Origin of the sequence: Mesobacterium hydrothermale (assembly GCF_035818635.1) — a bacterium.
GTDB lineage: Bacteria > Pseudomonadota > Alphaproteobacteria > Rhodobacterales > Rhodobacteraceae > Mesobacterium_A > Mesobacterium_A hydrothermale.
Genome location: NZ_JAYLLH010000021.1, coordinates 1 through 15,641 on the forward strand (window position 1 = coordinate 1; position 15,641 = coordinate 15,641).

Here is a 15,641-nt window from a genome sequence, read left to right on the forward strand (position 1 = left end):
ATCAGCATGACTCGCACGGCCAGCACCAAATGGGAATCCCAATTCGGACTCGTTTGTCGCGATCAATCCACTAGGAAACTGGTCTGGGTGGCCGGCTTGACGATGGCGGGCACCCCGGCCAGCAGGGCCGGTGCCAGCTTTTCCAGCATGCCCCAGACCGGGAAGTTGAACGCGTTGATATGCACCGCGACACCGCGCAGCGGCACGGCGATGTGCTGACCCAGGAAGGTGCCCTTGCGCGACAGCCGCTCGACTCCGCCGTCGACATAGACCTGCCCGTCGGGCATTTCGCGCCGCCCCTTCGACGCGATGCACAGCAGCGTGACGATGCCGCCGTCGATGTCGATCCAGCCGTCCTTGCGCGTGGCGCCGGTCAACGGGTTGAGCGCGTAGAGCTCTTCCTTGCGGGCGTCGATATGTTGACCCAGGGCCTTGAGCATGCGGGCGCGGTCGTGGAACCCCATGGCGCGCAGGGCGGGGCCGCCCACTTTGCGCGCGTAGTCGGCCATGCCCGCGACATCCAGCGCGGCACCGCCCGCACGGGCGACCTGCGCGCCGGTGACCGGGCTGAGGATGGTGGTGGCATCGGCGCCGGGCGCGACCCATTGGCCGCAGGCAAAGCTTGACGGTGACAGCATGAACGTTCCTCCCGCGCCCAGAGTGGCGCGGCTTGGCGCGGAAATCAACACTCTTGACCGAATGGTCGGCTTTGTGCATCGTCACAGCGATCAGGGAGGAGAGGCGCAATGACACCTCAGGAACGGGCCGAGCGCTCGGCCGCGGCGATGTGGGAAAACGATGCCGCGTCGAGATGGCTGGGAATCACGCTGGAACAGATCGCGCCGGGCCGGGCCGTGATGGCGTTGCAGGTCAAGCCGCATCACCTGAACGGGCATGGCATCTGTCATGGCGGGTACATCTTCACGCTGGCCGATACCGCCTTTGCCTTTGCCTGCAACAGCTATAACGCGGTGACGGTCGCGCAGCAGAACCAGATCACCTATCTGACCCCCGGCAAACCGGACGAACGGCTGACCGCGACGGCGGTCGAGGCATCGCGCACCGGCCGGTCTGGCGTCTACGACATCACCGTGACCGGCGCGGACGGGCGGCAGGTGGCGCTGTTCCGTGGCCTGTCGCGCACGATCAATGGCCAGCTTTTCCCGGAGGATCACAATGCGTGACGCGTATCTTTGCGAGGGCACCCGCACCCCCATCGGCCGCTATGGCGGCGCCCTGTCCGGGGTGCGCCCCGATGATCTTCTGGCGCATGTGATCGCGTCGGTCGTGCCCAAGGGCCTGCCGGTGGAAGAGGTCATCGCCGGGTGCGCCAACCAGGCGGGCGAAGACAACCGCAACGTGGCGCGCATGTCGGCGCTGCTGGCTGGTCTGGGCGACGGCGTGCCGGGGACGACGGTGAACCGGCTGTGCGGTTCCGGCCTGGATGCGCTGGCGATGGCGGCGCGTCAGATCAAGTGCGGCGAGGCCGAGGTGATCGTTGCGGGCGGTGTCGAATCCATGTCGCGCGCGCCATTCGTGATGGGCAAGGCCGACAGCGCCTTTTCGCGGCAAGCCGAGGTATTCGACACAACCATCGGCTGGCGGTTCGTCAATCCGAAGATGAAGGCTCAGTTCGGCATCGACTCCATGCCAGAGACCGCCGAGAACGTGGCAGAGGACTTCAGCGTCTCCCGTACGGATCAGGACGCGTTTGCGTACAGGTCGCAGGAACGGGCGGCGGCGGCGATTGCCAGCGGGCGGCTGGCGCGGGAAATCACCCCGGTGACGATCCCGCAGCGCAAAGGTGACCCGGTGGTCGTGGACACCGATGAACATCCGCGCCTGACGTCGCTGGACAAGCTGGCGGCACTGAAAGCGCCGTTTCGGCCTGGGGGCAGCGTGACAGCGGGCAATGCAAGCGGCGTGAATGACGGGGCCTGTGCCCTGATCGTGGCATCCGCCGACGCGGTGGAAAAATACGGGCTGACGCCCCGCGCCCGTATCCTGGGCGCGGCGACGGCGGGAGTGGCCCCCCGGATCATGGGCTTTGGCCCCGCGCCCGCGACGCGCAAGCTGCTGGACCGGCTGGGGCTGGGCATCGGCGACATGGACGTGATCGAGCTGAACGAAGCCTTTGCCGCGCAGGCACTGGCGGTGACGCGCGACCTGGGCCTGCCCGAAGATGCCGGCCATGTGAACCCGCATGGCGGAGCCATCGCGCTGGGACATCCGCTGGGCATGTCTGGGGCGCGGCTGGCACTGACGGCGGGCATAACGCTGGGCGATATCGGCGGGCGCTATGCGCTTTGCACCATGTGCATCGGGGTTGGGCAGGGCATCGCCCTTGTCATGGAACGGGTCTGAGGGAGGACGGACATGCAGGATCTGACACCACGCAAGGAGGACCTCGATCCGATCGAGATCGCCTCACGCGATGAGATTTCGGCGTTGCAGTTGCAGCGGATGAAAGCGTCGCTGCGCCATGCCTACGACAACGTCGCGCATTACAAGGCCAGCTTTGACGCGGCGGGGGTGCATCCCGACGATCTGACCAGCCTGGACGACCTGGCGAAATTCCCCTTCACCACCAAGCAGGACTTGCGCGCGAACTATCCGTTTGGGATGTTTGCCGTGCCGCGCGACCAGGTGGCGCGGGTCCACGCGTCTTCGGGGACCACGGGGCAGCCGACGGTGGTGGGCTATACGAAGAACGATCTGGACATGTGGGGCACGGTGGTGGCGCGGTCGCTGCGGGCGTCTGGCCTGCGGCCGGGCGACCTGCTGCACAACGCCTATGGCTACGGGCTGTTCACCGGGGGTCTTGGCATTCACCTGGGCGCCGACAAGCTGGGGCTGACGACGGTACCGATTTCCGGCGGGATGACCCAGCGACAGGTGCGCCTGATCGAGGATTTCGGCGCCAAGGGGATCACGGTGACGCCGTCCTATGCGCTGTCGATCCTGGATGAATACGCAGCGCAGGGGCTGGACCCGCGCAAGTCGCCGTTGCAGGTGGGCATCTTTGGCGCCGAACCCTGGACCAACGCCATGCGGCGCGAGATCGAGGACGCCTTCGACATGCACGCGGTCGACATCTATGGCCTGTCCGAGGTCGTCGGCCCCGGCGTCGCCAACGAATGCGTGGAAGCCAAGGACGGGCTGCACATCTGGGAGGATCATTTCTATCCCGAGATCATCGACCCGGACACCGGGCAGGTCCTGCCCGATGGCGCCTTGGGGGAGCTTGTCTTCACCTCTCTGACCAAAGAGGCCTTCCCCATCATCCGCTACCGCACCCGTGACCTGACCCGGCTGCTGCCGGGCACCGCGCGGTCTATGCGGCGGATGGAAAAGGTGACCGGGCGCAGCGACGACATGATCATTCTGCGCGGCGTCAACGTTTTCCCGACCCAGATCGAGGAACAGTTGATGGAGATCTCGGCCCTTGCGCCGCATTTCCAGCTGGAACTGAACCGGGTCGGCCACAAGGACGAAATGCGGGTCAAGGTCGAAACCCTGCCCGACACGGTCGAACTGGGCGACGAAGCGGGCCGCGCGCTGGCCAGCCGGGTCAAGCAGGCGGTGGGCGTGACGGTCAAGGTCGACGTGTCCGGCCCCGGCGGCGTCGCCCGCAGCCAGGGCAAGGCGGTGCGGATCGTCGACAACCGCCCGAAAGAGTGACGCGCGGCCGATGCCCCGGGGGATCGCACGCGACCATGCCGAGAAACGCACCGCCCTGCGCAAGGGCGCGGCGGAGTATTTCGCCCGCCATGGCTTTGACCGCGCGTCGATGACCGGCGCGGCGCGGCATTGCGGGATCTCGAAGGCGCTGATCTATCATTATCACGACAGCAAGGAGGCCCTGCTGTTCGACATCCTGGAGGCGCATCTGTCACATCTGGTGACGGTGGTCGAGGCGGCGGCGGACCAGGGTCTTGGGGGGCTGATCGGCGCGATCCTGGCCGCCTATGAAGACGCGGATGCCGAGCACAAGCTGCAACTGGAAGCGCTGGCGGCACTCCCGCCCGAGATGCAGGCCCCGCTGATCGCGGCACAAAGGCGGCTGGTGCAGGTGATGGCCGACGCGCTGCGGGCCGAACGGCCCGGGCTGGAAGGCGACCGGCTGCGCGCGCTGGTGATGACCGTCTTCGGGATCCTCAACTGGTTCTACATGTGGCACCGGCCCGGCAAGGGGCTGGATCGCGGCGCCTATGCGGCGCTGGCGACCGAGTTCGTGAAGGGCGGGTTGCGCCGGGTGTGAGGGGTTTCGGACCGGCTGCGCCGATCCGATCCGGGCGGGGGGCGCTGCCCCCCGCACCCCCCGGGATATTTTCGGCAAGATGATGGGGGTGTTCGGGCCCTTTGATCAGGCCATGTCCCGGCCCCAGTCGGCGGCCTGCATTTCGCGCAGGCGGCTGGCGGTGCGTTCGAATTCGAAGATGCCTTCGCCTTCGACGTAGAGCATTTCCGGCGCGGCGGCGGCAGAGCAGATCAACCGAACACGGGCCTCGTACAACGCGTCGATCAGGGTGACGAAGCGGCGGGCCTCGTTGAAATTCTGGCGACTGAGGCGCGGGATGTCGTCGAGCACGAGGACGCGGATACTGTCGGCAAGGCGCAGGTAGTCGGCCGGGCCCAGCATGCGGCCGCACAGGTCATAGAACGAGGCGCGCGCGACGCCGTTCCAGTAGCGCGGCAATTCCACCCGGCGGCCCTGGACATGCAGGACCAGAGGTTCTTCGCGGCCACCGGTCAGGTTTTGCCAGATGCTGTCGATCTGTGCATGGGAGGCGGGGCCGACAGGGGTGAAATAGACCTGTTCGCCTTCCAGCCGGCCCTGTCGGTAATCGGTGGGCGAGGTCAGTTCGCGCACCACCAGCCGATCCTTGATCAGGTCGATGAAGGGCAGGAAGATCTGGCGGTTCAGGCCGTTCTTGTAGAGGTCGTCGGGCACCCGGTTCGAGGTGGTGACCACCACGACACCGGCCTGGAACAAGGCCTGGAACAGGCGGCCCACGATCATCGCGTCGGTGATGTCGCTGATCTGCATTTCGTCAAAGGCCAGCAGGCGCACGCTGTCGCTGACGCGTTTCGCGACCGGGGCCAGCGCATCGGCGGCATTGGTCTTGCGCGCTTCGTGCAGGCCGGCGTGGATTTCCTGCATGAACGCGTGGAAATGCACCCGGCGTTTGGGCACGGTCACGCTGTCGGTGAACAGATCCATCAGCATGGATTTGCCGCGCCCGACCCCGCCCCAAAGGTAGAGCCCCTTGGGCGGTTCCGGCGCTTTGCGGAATAGGCCGCGTTTCACCGGTTGGGCGAGTTCCGCGCGGATGCGTTCGAACTCTGGCAGTACGGATTCTTGCGCCGGGTCGGCGTGCAGATCGCCCGCGGCAATCTTTTCGGCATAGATCTCTGGCAGCGTTCGCATACCGTCGGATACCGCGATCAAAGCGCTTTGTGTAGGGGTTTCAGTCGATGCGAAAAACCTTATCCCGCGATGTCGCCCCACGCAGCAGCGTCAGCCGGGACTTGGCCACGCCGAGCTGCTTGGCCAGCAGTTTCTGTACGGCGGCATTCGCCTTGCCGTCCTCGGGCACCACGGTGACATAGACGCGGACTTGCCCGTCTTCGACCGTCACGCGGTTGCGCGAGGCCCTGGGCGTCACGCGCAGGGCGATTTCGCTGCCGGGCTGGGCAAGACGGGACAGATCGGGATCGGCCATGAAGCGGGCCTAACACAGCGGCGGTGCAGGGGCCACGGCGTTTTCCGCTTGAAACCGGGGGCGCGGACGCTGACATAAGGCCCGGACCGAGAGAGGATGACCCGATGCCCGCACCAAACCCGCACGCGATAGAGTTTCTGCTGACCCGCCGGTCACGCCCGGCCAAGACGTTGACCGCACCCGGGCCGGACCGCGACGCACTGATGCCATTGCTGACCGCCGCCGCGCGCACCCCCGATCATGGCAAGCTGGAGCCGTGGCGCTTTATCGTGCTGGAACGAGGCGCGCTGGACCGGCTGGCGGCAACCGTCGTCGAATTCGGGTCATCGCTGGGCATGGACGCGGACAAGATCGAAAAGGCGCGCAGCCAGTTCGCGAACAGCCCGCTTTGCGTGGCGGTGGTGGAATCGCCGAAACCGTCGGAAAAGATTCCCGCGGTCGAACAGACCTATTCCGCCGGCGCGGTGTGCCTGGCGCTGCTGAACGCGGCGCTGGCGTCGGGTTGGGGGGCGAACTGGCTGAGCGGCTGGGCGTCGCATGACAGCAAGCTGTGCGGCTCGGCGTTGGGGCTGGAACCGCATGAACGGATCGCCGGGTTCATTCACATCGGAACCGAGACCTCGGCCCCGCCGGAACGCCCGCGCCCGGACCTGGACAAGATCGTGAGATGGGTGGACGCATGATCCTGACCGCATTTTTCAAGGCGCTGGGGCAGATTGGCGACCCGCGATTCCGGCGCGTGTTGTTCATCGGCATCGGCCTGACGTTGGCGCTGTTGGTGGCGTTCTATGCGGCTTTCCTGTGGCTGTTGCAGGTTGGGACGCCCGACGCCACCACGCTGCCGATCATCGGAGAGGTGACGTGGATCGACGATCTGCTGGGCTGGTCGTCGCTGGTGCTTTTGCTGGTCCTGTCGACCTTCCTGATGATCCCGGTTGCGTCGGCCATCACCTCTATGTTCCTCGAAGAGGTCGCGCAGGCAGTGGAGGACCGGCACTACCCCGGCCTGCCACCCGCGACCAAGGTGCCGTTTGGCGATGCGGTGCGCGACACGATCAACTTTCTCGGGGTGCTGATCGGGGCGAACGTCCTGGCGCTGGTCCTATATGCGTTGTTCGCGCCGGCGGCGCTGTTCATCTTCTGGGGGCTGAACGGGTTCTTGCTTGGTCGGGAATATTTCACCCTGGCCGCGATGCGCCGGGTTGGCCGCGACGGAGCCAAGGCGCTGCGCAAACGCCATATCGGGACGATCTGGGCCGCGGGCGTTCTGATGGCGATGCCGCTGTCGGTGCCGTTGCTGAACCTGGTGATTCCGATCCTTGGGGCGGCAACATTCACCCACATCTTTCACATGGTACAGGCGCGCCGCTAGGCGGGCGCGCCTGCAAGGCCACGGATCCCCGGTTATTCCGGCCGCGGCGCCATCCGGTTGAACCAGTCCAGGTCCCGAACCGTGATCAGGCCGGAAATGATGATGCCCGCGATGATCACCCACAGCACCAATGCCACGATCGTGGTGATGATCGCCTTTTTCTTCAGGTGGTGGTTTTCCGGAGCACTGGCGTGGGTGCCTTCGACCACGCTGCCGACATCGCCCTGGGTTTCCAGGCGGATCGGGATCGCGATGAAGAACACCATGAACCAGATCACGGCGAACAGAACGAGGGCAGAGGTGATGGACATGGGTCTCTCCTGTCGGGTTACCGCTTGATATGGGGTGCGATCACACCTGTTCCAGTTCGATCAGCGTGCCGTTGAAATCCTTGGGATGCAGGAACAGCACAGGCTTGCCATGGGCGCCGATCTTGGGTTCCCCGGTTCCCAGCACGCGGGCGCCGGTGGATTTCAGGTGGTCACGCGCGGCGATGATGTCATCGACCTCGTAGCAGACGTGATGAATCCCACCCGAGGGGTTCTTGTCCAGGAAGCCCTGGATCGGGCTGTTTTCGCCCAGCGGGTACAACAGTTCGATCTTGGTGTTCGGCAGTTCGATGAAGATCACGGTCACGCCATGATCGGGTTCGTCCTGCGGCGCGCCGACCGTGGCGCCCAGCGCGGTGCGGTATTGCGCGGCGGCGGCGTCAAGGTCTGGCACGGCGATGGCAACGTGGTTGAGGCGTCCGATCATGGTCTGTCTCCTGCGGTTTGCTTGGCGCGCTTATGACCGGGGCGGGGGCCCCCGCGCAAGAGGGTTGCGGCCATTAACCGCCCGTTAGGTAAGCCACGCAATCATCACAGGTGACTCGGGCACAGGAGGGCACCATGAACGACCAACACAACGTATCCGTTATCAACCGGCCAACCATGGGGCGGCCCTTGCTGGGGCTGACCGTACTGGTGGTCGAAGACAGCCGTTTCGCGTGCGAGGCGCTGCGCCTGCTTTGCATTCGCAGCGGCGCGCGGATCCGCCGGGCCGACAGCCTGAAGTCGGCGCATCGGCATTTGCAGGTTTACCGCCCGTCGGTGGTGATCGTCGACCAGGGTCTGCCCGATGGCAGCGGGGCGAGCCTGATCGCAGACCTGTCGCAAGCCAGCCCGCGTGTACCCGTGATCATTGGAACCAGCGGCGACGACTTTGCCGAAGGCGTAGCCATTGCCGCCGGTGCCGACGGCTTCCTGATGAAACCGGTTCAAAGCGTGGCGGCTTTCCAGCGCGTCATCCTCAACCACTTGCCCGACGCGATGCGTCCTTCGGGGCTGCGGGCGGTCAGTGGCGACACGGTGCACCCTGACCAGACAGCCTATTTCGACGACATGGCACACGCGGCGGAATTGATCGCGCCGAACAGTGGCGGGGATACCCAGGACTATCTGGCGCAATTCCTGTCCAGCGTGGCGCACAGCGCAGGGGATGCGGCCCTGGCGCTGGCGGCGGATGCACTCGCCGATGCGCGGCAATCGGGCGCCTCTGTCAACAGCGCGATGACCCGACTTTCGGCGCTGGTGCAGGCGCGGCTGTCCCAGCGGGTCGCGATCTAAAGCGCGGGGTCCGACGCAGCGCGCACAAGCCGGGTCAGATCGCTCAAGCGTTCGATCTGCCGCCCCTTGGCATCGAAATTCGCAGGCGACAGCCAGCTGTCAAAGGCGGCTTTCAGCGCGGGCCATTCGGTGTCGATGGCCGCGAACCATGCGGTATCGCGGTTGCGGCCCTTGACCACGGTCGCTTGCCGAAAAACGCCTTCGTAGCTGAGGCCCAGGCGCTGCGCAGCCCGGCGGGATGGCAGGTTCAACGCGTCGCATTTCCATTCGAACCGGCGATAGCCCGCCTCGAACGCCCATGTCATCATCAGGAAAAACGCCTCGGTCGCGGCGCGGCTGCGCTGGCCCGACGGCGCAAGGCAGATGTGGCCCAGTTCGATGCTGCCTGCCTGCGGTTTGATCCGCAGGAACGCCGCCGCACCGATATAGGCGCGGGCCTGCCGGTCGCGCAGGGCCAAGAACACATGCGACGCGTCGGCCACGATGTCCTTGACCCAGCGATGATACTGCGCCGAGGAATGGAAGGGGCCGTAAGGCATGTAATCCCAGATATGGTCATGCCCGGAATAGGCGGTAAACAGCGACGCGGCATGGCGGTCGGCGCTGAGCGGCTCCAGCACGGCATAACGGCCTTCGATCAGGCGGATCCCGTGTGGCGTGACAGGTGGCGACCAGCCCGGCACACGCGGGCCCAGCGGACGATCTGAAACAGGCGGCGTTTTCATGCCGACAGAAGGGCGGAGCCCTTGCGCATTGTCAATCGCGATCAGGCCAGATGACCCGGGTCGTCGCCCAGTTCAAGGCCAGGGAAAATGCTGTTTTCAAGAACCGAACGCTCCAACCCGAACAGTCCGCGCATCACCCATCCGGCGTGGGCACGGATGTCGCGCGTCGGCATCAGGTCGCGACGATCAAACAGCGCCGCCTCGTCCACGCCGGGCCAACGCGATACCACACGGGCGCGGTTCAGCGCCCCGCCCGCCAGCAACATCGCGCCGCCGGTGCCATGATCGGTGCCACCGGTACCGTTCACCCGCGCGGTGCGGCCGAATTCGGTCATCGTCAGCACCGTGGTCTTGGCCCAGACCGGGCCCAGCCCGTCGCGCAGCGCAAGAATGGTGCGCGACAGCTCTGCCAAGGCACGGCCAATGCCGGCCTGCTGATTGTCATGGGTGTCCCACCCGGTGATCGAAAAGGCCGCGATCCGGCTGTCAGCGCGCAACCGACCAGCGGTGAAGTCCGCCACCCGCTGTGCCGCACTGCCGGTGCGGGCGGCCTTCATGTCCTGCATCATCTCGCTCATCATTTCGCGTTGACCGCCGGTCACGGCCAGAGGGTCGCCGTCGGAATCGGCCAGCAAGAACGCCTGATCCAGCGCCGCGGCAAAGCGCGGATCATCCTGCATCACCCGCCGCGCCAGACGCACCGCCTGCGGCGAAAGGGTCAGGTCGCTTTCGGGGGTCCAGCGCGACACCGGGGCATCGCCGCTGAGGATCATGCCATTGTCAGTGCCGATGGCATAGGCTGTTTCCGCCTCGGCCCCCGGAACAGTCTGAAGCAGCCGGTTCAACCAGCCATCCCGCCCCGTCCCCGCCGCAAGGTCGACCGTTCCGGCTTCGAGCAGGTCTTGCCCGTCGAAGTGGCTGCGCTTGTTGCGATAGGGGGTGGACACCGCGTGCACGGCCTGAAGCTCACCCGCGGTCCAGAGCGGCACAAGCGGCGCCAGCGCCGGGTGCAGCGCGAAATAGCCGTCCAGCGGCAGAGGCTTGCGCGCTCGACCGGACTGCGACAGTGCGGCAAAGGCCGGATCGCCAACGGGCTGGATCACGTCCAGACCATCCATGCCACCGCGCAGGATAATCACCACAAGCCGGTTGTCCCACGGCGTTGCGGCAAAGCTGACCGGGGTCAGCAGCGGGCTGGCGGCAAGGCTGCACCCGATCAGGGCAGAGCGAGCAAGGAAACCACGGCGGGTCAGGTCAGGTTGGGTCATCTGCAAGTCCCCTACAGGCACTGGAACGCGGGCGAGGCCAGCACCAGCCCGACCCCTTCCCAGCGTGTTTCGGCGGCTTTGGCGGCAAAGCGGGTGTTATCGGTCGCGCGGCTGCCCAGCGCGGTGGTGACAAAATCGCGCGGGTCCGGCAGGTCAGGCATCAGCAGCGTGGGCACGCTGACCGCCCATTGCAGCCGCGCAGCCAGTCCCTGCGGGCTGACCCAGGCGCTGTCGTCTTCGGGCAGGCCGTTGGGCCCGTCGGGGCGCCCCCAATTGTGCCCCATCAGCGCCAGCGGTTGCAGGAACATCTGGCGCACCTTGCCGGGTTTTATCGCCTTGAGCTGCGCCGGCGGAACCGCCAGCGCACGCAGGGCCGACCCCATCCAGTCAAGCGGCTGTTTTACGTTTGGCGCTTCTTCAGACCAGGCGGTGGGATGGGTCAGCATGACCTCGTACACAGCCGCCAGATCACCCTTGGTTTCAAGATAACGGTCGGTCATGTCGGCAACCAGCCCGGGATCTGGCGTGTCGGAAATGAAATGGCGCGCCAGTTTTGTCGAGAGATGCCGTGCGGTCGACGGATGCCGCGCCAGATCGCGCAGGACGGCAGAAATATCACCTGTTTCCGCCGGCCCTTTGCCATAGGTCTTGCCCAGAACCGTCTTGGTCCCGGGTTCGGCAAGGTTTTCGCGGAACACAAACCCTCTGGCTGGCTCGAACGACATGCCCGCGAACAGCCGTGCCAGTTCGCGCACGTCGGTCTGGGAATAGTTCGCGCTCACGCCCAGCGTGTGAAGTTCGATCACCTCGCGCGCGAGGTTTTCGTTCAGCCCGACCTTGCCATTGCTTTTCTTGGCGCGCGCGCTGTTCGGCCCGGCAGAATTGTCCTGATCAAGGTAGTGCAGCATGACCGGGTGACTGACCGCCGCCGCCAGCAAGTTTTCGAATCGCCCCGAAACGTTCGGCCGGATCGCGCTTTCGATGTAAGAAGCCATCGCCGTCATCATCACACCGCCCTTCCCGGTCGCGGTGAAATGATCCGCCCAGAACTGGGTCAGGCGTTCCCGAAACGGCACCTGTGTCCATGCCCGTCGACCCAGTGTACTGACAAACCAAAGCGTGGACTCATCTCTGGTAGTGCGCCGAAGCTTTTGCAGCGCTTCGCGGGCCTCCTTGCGATCTGCATCGCTTTTGGCCTTGCGTTGCAGCTCGCGCAGCCGGTTTTGGTATTGGAGCCGCTTCAGGTAGAGCTCGAACGGTTCGACAGGAAAACGGGTGGCGATGTCGTCCGGCAGATCAAGGCTGCGCAGGATGACCTGGGGCGAAGACGGCGGCGCAATAACGGGTGACAACCCGCAACCGAACCGGATCGCGGCAAGCTCTGGCTGAAAAGTCACGTGGCAGGACCTTTTGCGAAAAGGGACGTTTCACATGTTCCTATAGCACATTCAGGGCACAAATTTGGCAAGGACCCGGGGAAGGCCTTGCGCGGGATTGCGCCAAGCCGGCTTTTGCGGCAATGTTGCCAAAATGTTCGCATGACAAGACAGCGCCGTTTCAGCACTATGTTGGATATGACACAAACCGCCGCACAAGACCTTGCCAAATTCCTGGGCGAAGACCGCTTTGCCTGCGTGATGGCGGACCCGCCATGGCGGTTTACCAATCGCACCGGCAAGGTTGCGCCGGAGCACAAGCGGTTGGCACGCTACCCGACGATGACGCTGGATGACATCTGTGCGCTGCCGGTGGCCGATCACCTCGAGGACCGGGCGCATTGCTACATGTGGGTGCCCAACGCGCTTTTGCCCGAAGGGTTGCAGGTGCTGAATGCTTGGGGCTTCGAATACAAATCGAACATCATCTGGCACAAGATCCGCAAGGACGGCGGGTCAGACGGCCGCGGCGTGGGGTTCTATTTCCGCAACGTGACCGAAATCCTGTTGTTCGGGACCCGGGGAAAAAACGCGCGCACGCTTGCACCGGGGCGGCGGCAGGTGAACATGTTGCAGACCCGCAAGCGCGAACATTCGCGCAAGCCTGATGAACAGTACGAACTGATCGAAAGCTGTTCCTGGGGGCCTTATCTGGAACTGTTCGGGCGCGGGGTGCGGGACGGCTGGACCGTCTGGGGCAACCAGGCAGACGCCGACTACAAACCCAGCTGGAAAACCTATTCCTACAACTCCGGTGTCGCGGCTGAATAACATGGCGCGCAGCATCGCCGATGCGGTCTTTGACAACGTCGATAGCGTCAAGGCGCAGCTGGGCTGGACGCTTGAGGGACGATATTCCGTAACCAGCTATCGCAGCGCGGCGGCGGTTCTGGCGCAGCGCGCGCCGGAAGAACTGGCGGCGATCTTGCGGATCCTTGACCGGTTCACCATTTCTGCGTCCGAAATCCGGTCACCCGGCGGCAACCGCATGTCGGCGACCACCCGCTTTGCCGATCTGACGGCGGCCGAAGGCTTTCACCAAGAGGTGCGGATCGAAGCCGACCTGACCGTCAGGCTGCGCGCGGGCAAGGGCGAGCACGCGCGCGAGGTCGACCGCATCCTGCGCGAGGATTACATCCACAATCACCTTGTCGATTTCTGGCGCGGGCGGGTGGCGTTCGACTATGAATGGAACAGCAAGGACCAGACCTACGATCGCGATCTGTACGCGTTTCGCAGTTTCTTCGAAGCGGGGGTGATCGACGTCGGCGTAATCGTGACGCGGGCGCTGTCGAATGACTTCTTCCTGTCGCTGGGCTATTGCCTGGACAAGCACGGGCGCGAAACTGGCAACACGGTGGCGGCGAAATTCGGCGCCAGCACCACGGGGACGCACAAGCTTATCAGCCGGATCGCGGCGGGGCGCAGCGGTGGCTGCCCGGTGCTGGTCTTCGGGATCCTGCCGGGCAATGTGACCGACTACACAACAGAAAGCCCCGACGAACTGCCGGGGCTTTCGAATTGAGCGCTGTCGCCTTTCGGCACCGCGCGGATCAGTTGTCTTCCGGGATTACGCGCAGGCGCAGTTCCATCAGCTGATCGCTGGTCGGATCCGACGGGGCGTTCATCATCAGATCTTCGGCGCGCTGGTTCATCGGGAACATGATGACTTCGCGGATGTTCGATGTGCCCGCCAGCAGCATCACGATCCGGTCGATCCCGGCGGCACAACCCCCGTGCGGCGGGGCACCGAACTTGAAGGCGTTGACCATGCCGCCGAACCGCTTGCGCACCTCGTCTTCGCCATAGCCGGCCAGTTCGAACGCCTTGAACATGATTTCCGGCTTGTGGTTACGGATCGCGCCCGACACCAGTTCATAGCCGTTGCAGGCCAGATCGTACTGGAAGCCATTGACGCTGAGAGGATCGCCGTTCAGCGCGTCCAGACCACCCTGCGGCATCGAGAACGGGTTGTGGCTGAAGTCGATCTTGCCGGTTTCCTCGTCGGCCTCGTACATCGGGAAATCGACGATCCAGGCAAAGGCAAAGCGGTTCTGATCGGTCAGGCCCAGTTCTTCGCCAATGACGTTGCGGGCCTTGCCGGCGACACGTTCAAAGGCGGCAGGTTTGCCACCCAGGAAGAAGGCGGCATCGCCCTTACCCAGGCCCAGCTGCTGGCGAATCGCCTCGGTCCGTTCCGGGCCGATGTTCTTTGCCAGGGGGCCGGCGGCTTCCATGCCGTTTTCACCGTCGCGCCAGAAGATATAGCCCATGCCCGGCAGGCCCTCTTTCTGGGCAAAGACGTTCATGCGGTCGCAGAACTTGCGGCTGCCGCCGGTGGGCGCGGGAATGGCGCGGACCTGCGTTCCGTCCTGTTCCAGCAGCTTGGCGAAGATGGCAAAGCCGGAGCCACGGAAATGTTCAGACACGTCCTGCATCTTGATCGGGTTGCGCAGGTCGGGCTTGTCGGTGCCGTAGTGCAGCGCGGCATCGGCATAGGAAATCTGCGGCCAGTGCTTGTCGACCACCTTGCCACCGCCGAATTCCTCGAACACACCTTCGATCACCGGCTGGATGGTGTCAAAAATGTCCTGCTGTTCGACGAAGGACATTTCCATGTCGAGCTGGTAGAAATCGGTGGGCGACCGGTCGGCGCGCGGGTCTTCGTCGCGGAAGCAGGGCGCGATCTGGAAATACTTGTCGAAGCCCGAGACCATGATCAGCTGCTTGAACTGCTGCGGTGCCTGCGGAAGGGCATAGAACTTGCCCGGATGCAGGCGCGAGGGCACCAGGAAATCGCGTGCGCCTTCGGGCGACGAGGCGGTGATGATCGGGGTCTGGTATTCGCGGAACCCCTTGTCCCACATCCGGCGACGGATCGACGACACCACGTCGGACCGCAACGACATGTTGCGCTGCATCGCCTCCCGGCGCAGGTCCAGGTAGCGATAGCGCAGGCGGGTTTCTTCCGGGTATTCCTGATCGCCGAACACCATCAGGGGCAATTCATCGGCCGCGCCCAGCACTTCCATGTCGCGGATGAACACCTCGATCTCACCGGTCGGCAATTTCGGGTTGATCAGCGACGCGTCGCGCGCCTTGACCGTACCGTCGATACGGATGCACCATTCGCTGCGCACCTTTTCGACCTCGTTGAAGACCGGGCTGTCGGGGTCGCACAGAACCTGCGTCACACCGAAATGGTCGCGCAGGTCGATGAACAGCACGCCGCCGTGATCGCGGATGCGGTGGACCCAACCCGACAGGCGGACGGTTTCGCCCACATGGGCCTTGTTCAGTTCGGCGCAGGTCTGGCTACGATATGCGTGCATTTCCGTGGTCCCTTCGATGTGCGGGGAAGTCAGGCGCCGATACACCTTTGATGCAGGCAGAAGTCAAGGGAAGCGCCCAAAAATCGCAGCGAATAGGCAAAACTCAGGGCGCGCGCGGCGACTATGTCGCGGGCTGCGTTGCCGTGCGCGTGGCTCTGCCCCTGCTTGGGGGTTG

General features: G+C 64.8%; 17 protein-coding genes and 1 pseudogene. 9 read left to right on the plus strand and 9 right to left on the minus strand.

Translation table 11 applies throughout. The annotated features are described in order from the left end of the window. Window positions 1-65 precede the first annotated feature (65 nt). Window positions 66-638 (minus strand): annotated as a pseudogene (locus VK792_RS14010) (aldehyde dehydrogenase family protein); the annotation flags it as partial. A gap of 108 nt (window positions 639-746) precedes the next feature. Between VK792_RS14010 and paaI the strand changes: the two are divergent. Genes paaI through VK792_RS14030 form a run of 4 tightly spaced genes read left to right on the plus strand, consistent with a single transcriptional unit; the run spans window position 747 to window position 4,261 of the window. Continuing rightward, the gene (gene paaI / locus VK792_RS14015; RefSeq protein WP_326298179.1) at window positions 747-1,184 is read left to right on the plus strand and encodes a hydroxyphenylacetyl-CoA thioesterase PaaI; all 438 of its coding nucleotides are present in this window, start codon (window positions 747-749) and stop codon (window positions 1,182-1,184) included. Beyond that, window positions 1,177-2,364, plus strand: coding sequence for a 3-oxoadipyl-CoA thiolase (gene pcaF, locus VK792_RS14020; RefSeq protein ID WP_326298181.1), 1,188 nt, complete (start codon window positions 1,177-1,179; stop codon window positions 2,362-2,364). Before paaI ends, pcaF begins: the two co-directional genes overlap by 8 nt. Window positions 2,365-2,376: 12 nt before the next feature. Continuing rightward, complete coding sequence (gene paaK, locus VK792_RS14025) at window positions 2,377-3,681, plus strand: phenylacetate--CoA ligase PaaK (RefSeq protein WP_326298183.1); 1,305 nt, start codon at window positions 2,377-2,379, stop codon at window positions 3,679-3,681. A 10-nt stretch (window positions 3,682-3,691) separates the two neighbouring features. Continuing rightward, the gene (locus VK792_RS14030; protein ID WP_326298185.1) at window positions 3,692-4,261 is read left to right on the plus strand and encodes a TetR/AcrR family transcriptional regulator; all 570 of its coding nucleotides are present in this window, start codon (window positions 3,692-3,694) and stop codon (window positions 4,259-4,261) included. A gap of 105 nt (window positions 4,262-4,366) precedes the next feature. Here the strand turns inward: VK792_RS14030 and zapE are convergent, their stop codons facing one another. Next, complete coding sequence (zapE, locus tag VK792_RS14035; RefSeq protein ID WP_326298187.1) at window positions 4,367-5,431, minus strand: cell division protein ZapE; 1,065 nt, start codon at window positions 5,429-5,431, stop codon at window positions 4,367-4,369. Window positions 5,432-5,471: 40 nt separating this feature from the next. Beyond that, window positions 5,472-5,726: a DUF167 domain-containing protein gene (locus tag VK792_RS14040; protein ID WP_326298189.1), complete on the minus strand. Its 255-nt coding sequence runs from the start codon at window positions 5,724-5,726 to the stop codon at window positions 5,472-5,474. Window positions 5,727-5,830: 104 nt separating this feature from the next. Here VK792_RS14040 and VK792_RS14045 point away from each other — a divergent pair, with 104 nt between their 5' ends. After that, window positions 5,831-6,409: a nitroreductase family protein gene (locus tag VK792_RS14045; protein ID WP_326298190.1), complete on the plus strand. Its 579-nt coding sequence runs from the start codon at window positions 5,831-5,833 to the stop codon at window positions 6,407-6,409. Then, window positions 6,406-7,098 carry an EI24 domain-containing protein gene (locus tag VK792_RS14050; RefSeq protein WP_326298191.1) on the plus strand — a complete coding sequence of 231 codons (693 nt, stop codon included), beginning with the start codon at window positions 6,406-6,408 and terminating at the stop codon, window positions 7,096-7,098. The genes VK792_RS14045 and VK792_RS14050 overlap by 4 nt, the downstream gene beginning before the upstream one ends. Window positions 7,099-7,130: 32 nt before the next feature. Here VK792_RS14050 and VK792_RS14055 read toward each other — a convergent pair whose 3' ends face one another. Continuing rightward, the gene (locus tag VK792_RS14055; RefSeq protein ID WP_326298192.1) at window positions 7,131-7,409 is read right to left on the minus strand and encodes a DUF1467 family protein; all 279 of its coding nucleotides are present in this window, start codon (window positions 7,407-7,409) and stop codon (window positions 7,131-7,133) included. A 40-nt stretch (window positions 7,410-7,449) separates the two neighbouring features. After that, window positions 7,450-7,854, minus strand: a complete 405-nt coding sequence (gene mce / locus VK792_RS14060; RefSeq protein ID WP_326298193.1) for a methylmalonyl-CoA epimerase — start codon at window positions 7,852-7,854, stop codon at window positions 7,450-7,452. A 134-nt stretch (window positions 7,855-7,988) separates the two neighbouring features. Here mce and VK792_RS14065 point away from each other — a divergent pair, with 134 nt between their 5' ends. Next, entirely contained in the window at window positions 7,989-8,705 is a 717-nt protein-coding gene (locus VK792_RS14065) for a response regulator (RefSeq protein WP_326298195.1), read from the plus strand. On the opposite strand, the gene VK792_RS14070 is transcribed toward VK792_RS14065, so the two are convergent. From VK792_RS14070 to VK792_RS14080, 3 genes are read right to left on the minus strand one after another with little or no spacing between them, the layout of a single operon-like run. Continuing rightward, complete coding sequence (locus tag VK792_RS14070; RefSeq protein WP_326298196.1) at window positions 8,702-9,430, minus strand: GNAT family N-acetyltransferase; 729 nt, start codon at window positions 9,428-9,430, stop codon at window positions 8,702-8,704. The genes VK792_RS14065 and VK792_RS14070 overlap by 4 nt on opposite strands. A gap of 41 nt (window positions 9,431-9,471) precedes the next feature. Beyond that, window positions 9,472-10,698: a DUF1501 domain-containing protein gene (locus VK792_RS14075; RefSeq protein WP_326298198.1), complete on the minus strand. Its 1,227-nt coding sequence runs from the start codon at window positions 10,696-10,698 to the stop codon at window positions 9,472-9,474. 11 nt (window positions 10,699-10,709) lie between these two features. Then, on the minus strand, window positions 10,710-12,095 hold the full coding sequence (locus tag VK792_RS14080; protein ID WP_326298199.1) for a DUF1800 domain-containing protein: 1,386 nt from the start codon (window positions 12,093-12,095) through the stop codon (window positions 10,710-10,712). 177 nt (window positions 12,096-12,272) lie between these two features. Here VK792_RS14080 and VK792_RS14085 point away from each other — a divergent pair, with 177 nt between their 5' ends. Beyond that, complete coding sequence (locus VK792_RS14085) at window positions 12,273-12,905, plus strand: MT-A70 family methyltransferase (RefSeq protein ID WP_326298201.1); 633 nt, start codon at window positions 12,273-12,275, stop codon at window positions 12,903-12,905. A 1-nt stretch (window position 12,906) separates the two neighbouring features. Further along, window positions 12,907-13,659, plus strand: coding sequence for a BglII/BstYI family type II restriction endonuclease (locus tag VK792_RS14090; RefSeq protein ID WP_326298203.1), 753 nt, complete (start codon window positions 12,907-12,909; stop codon window positions 13,657-13,659). 28 nt (window positions 13,660-13,687) lie between these two features. Here the strand turns inward: VK792_RS14090 and aspS are convergent, their stop codons facing one another. Continuing rightward, window positions 13,688-15,466 (minus strand): aspartate--tRNA ligase, encoded by a 1,779-nt coding sequence (gene aspS / locus VK792_RS14095; RefSeq protein ID WP_326298205.1) that lies wholly within the window; start codon window positions 15,464-15,466, stop codon window positions 13,688-13,690. Between the last annotated feature and the right edge of the window lie 175 nt (window positions 15,467-15,641).

Coding starts and splice junctions, on each gene's coding strand:
- paaI (WP_326298179.1), top strand. CDS start 747: ATGACACCTCAGGAACGGGCCGAGCGCTCGGCCGCGGCGATGTGGGAA.
- pcaF (WP_326298181.1), top strand. CDS start 1,177: ATGCGTGACGCGTATCTTTGCGAGGGCACCCGCACCCCCATCGGCCGC.
- VK792_RS14040 (WP_326298189.1), bottom strand. CDS start 5,726: ATGGCCGATCCCGATCTGTCCCGTCTTGCCCAGCCCGGCAGCGAAATC.
- VK792_RS14050 (WP_326298191.1), top strand. CDS start 6,406: ATGATCCTGACCGCATTTTTCAAGGCGCTGGGGCAGATTGGCGACCCG.
- VK792_RS14030 (WP_326298185.1), top strand. CDS start 3,692: ATGCCCCGGGGGATCGCACGCGACCATGCCGAGAAACGCACCGCCCTG.
- VK792_RS14075 (WP_326298198.1), bottom strand. CDS start 10,698: ATGACCCAACCTGACCTGACCCGCCGTGGTTTCCTTGCTCGCTCTGCC.
- VK792_RS14070 (WP_326298196.1), bottom strand. CDS start 9,430: ATGAAAACGCCGCCTGTTTCAGATCGTCCGCTGGGCCCGCGTGTGCCG.
- aspS (WP_326298205.1), bottom strand. CDS start 15,466: ATGCACGCATATCGTAGCCAGACCTGCGCCGAACTGAACAAGGCCCAT.
- VK792_RS14055 (WP_326298192.1), bottom strand. CDS start 7,409: ATGTCCATCACCTCTGCCCTCGTTCTGTTCGCCGTGATCTGGTTCATG.
- paaK (WP_326298183.1), top strand. CDS start 2,377: ATGCAGGATCTGACACCACGCAAGGAGGACCTCGATCCGATCGAGATC.
- VK792_RS14065 (WP_326298195.1), top strand. CDS start 7,989: ATGAACGACCAACACAACGTATCCGTTATCAACCGGCCAACCATGGGG.
- VK792_RS14090 (WP_326298203.1), top strand. CDS start 12,907: ATGGCGCGCAGCATCGCCGATGCGGTCTTTGACAACGTCGATAGCGTC.
- VK792_RS14085 (WP_326298201.1), top strand. CDS start 12,273: ATGACACAAACCGCCGCACAAGACCTTGCCAAATTCCTGGGCGAAGAC.
- VK792_RS14045 (WP_326298190.1), top strand. CDS start 5,831: ATGCCCGCACCAAACCCGCACGCGATAGAGTTTCTGCTGACCCGCCGG.
- mce (WP_326298193.1), bottom strand. CDS start 7,854: ATGATCGGACGCCTCAACCACGTTGCCATCGCCGTGCCAGACCTTGAC.
- zapE (WP_326298187.1), bottom strand. CDS start 5,431: ATGCGAACGCTGCCAGAGATCTATGCCGAAAAGATTGCCGCGGGCGAT.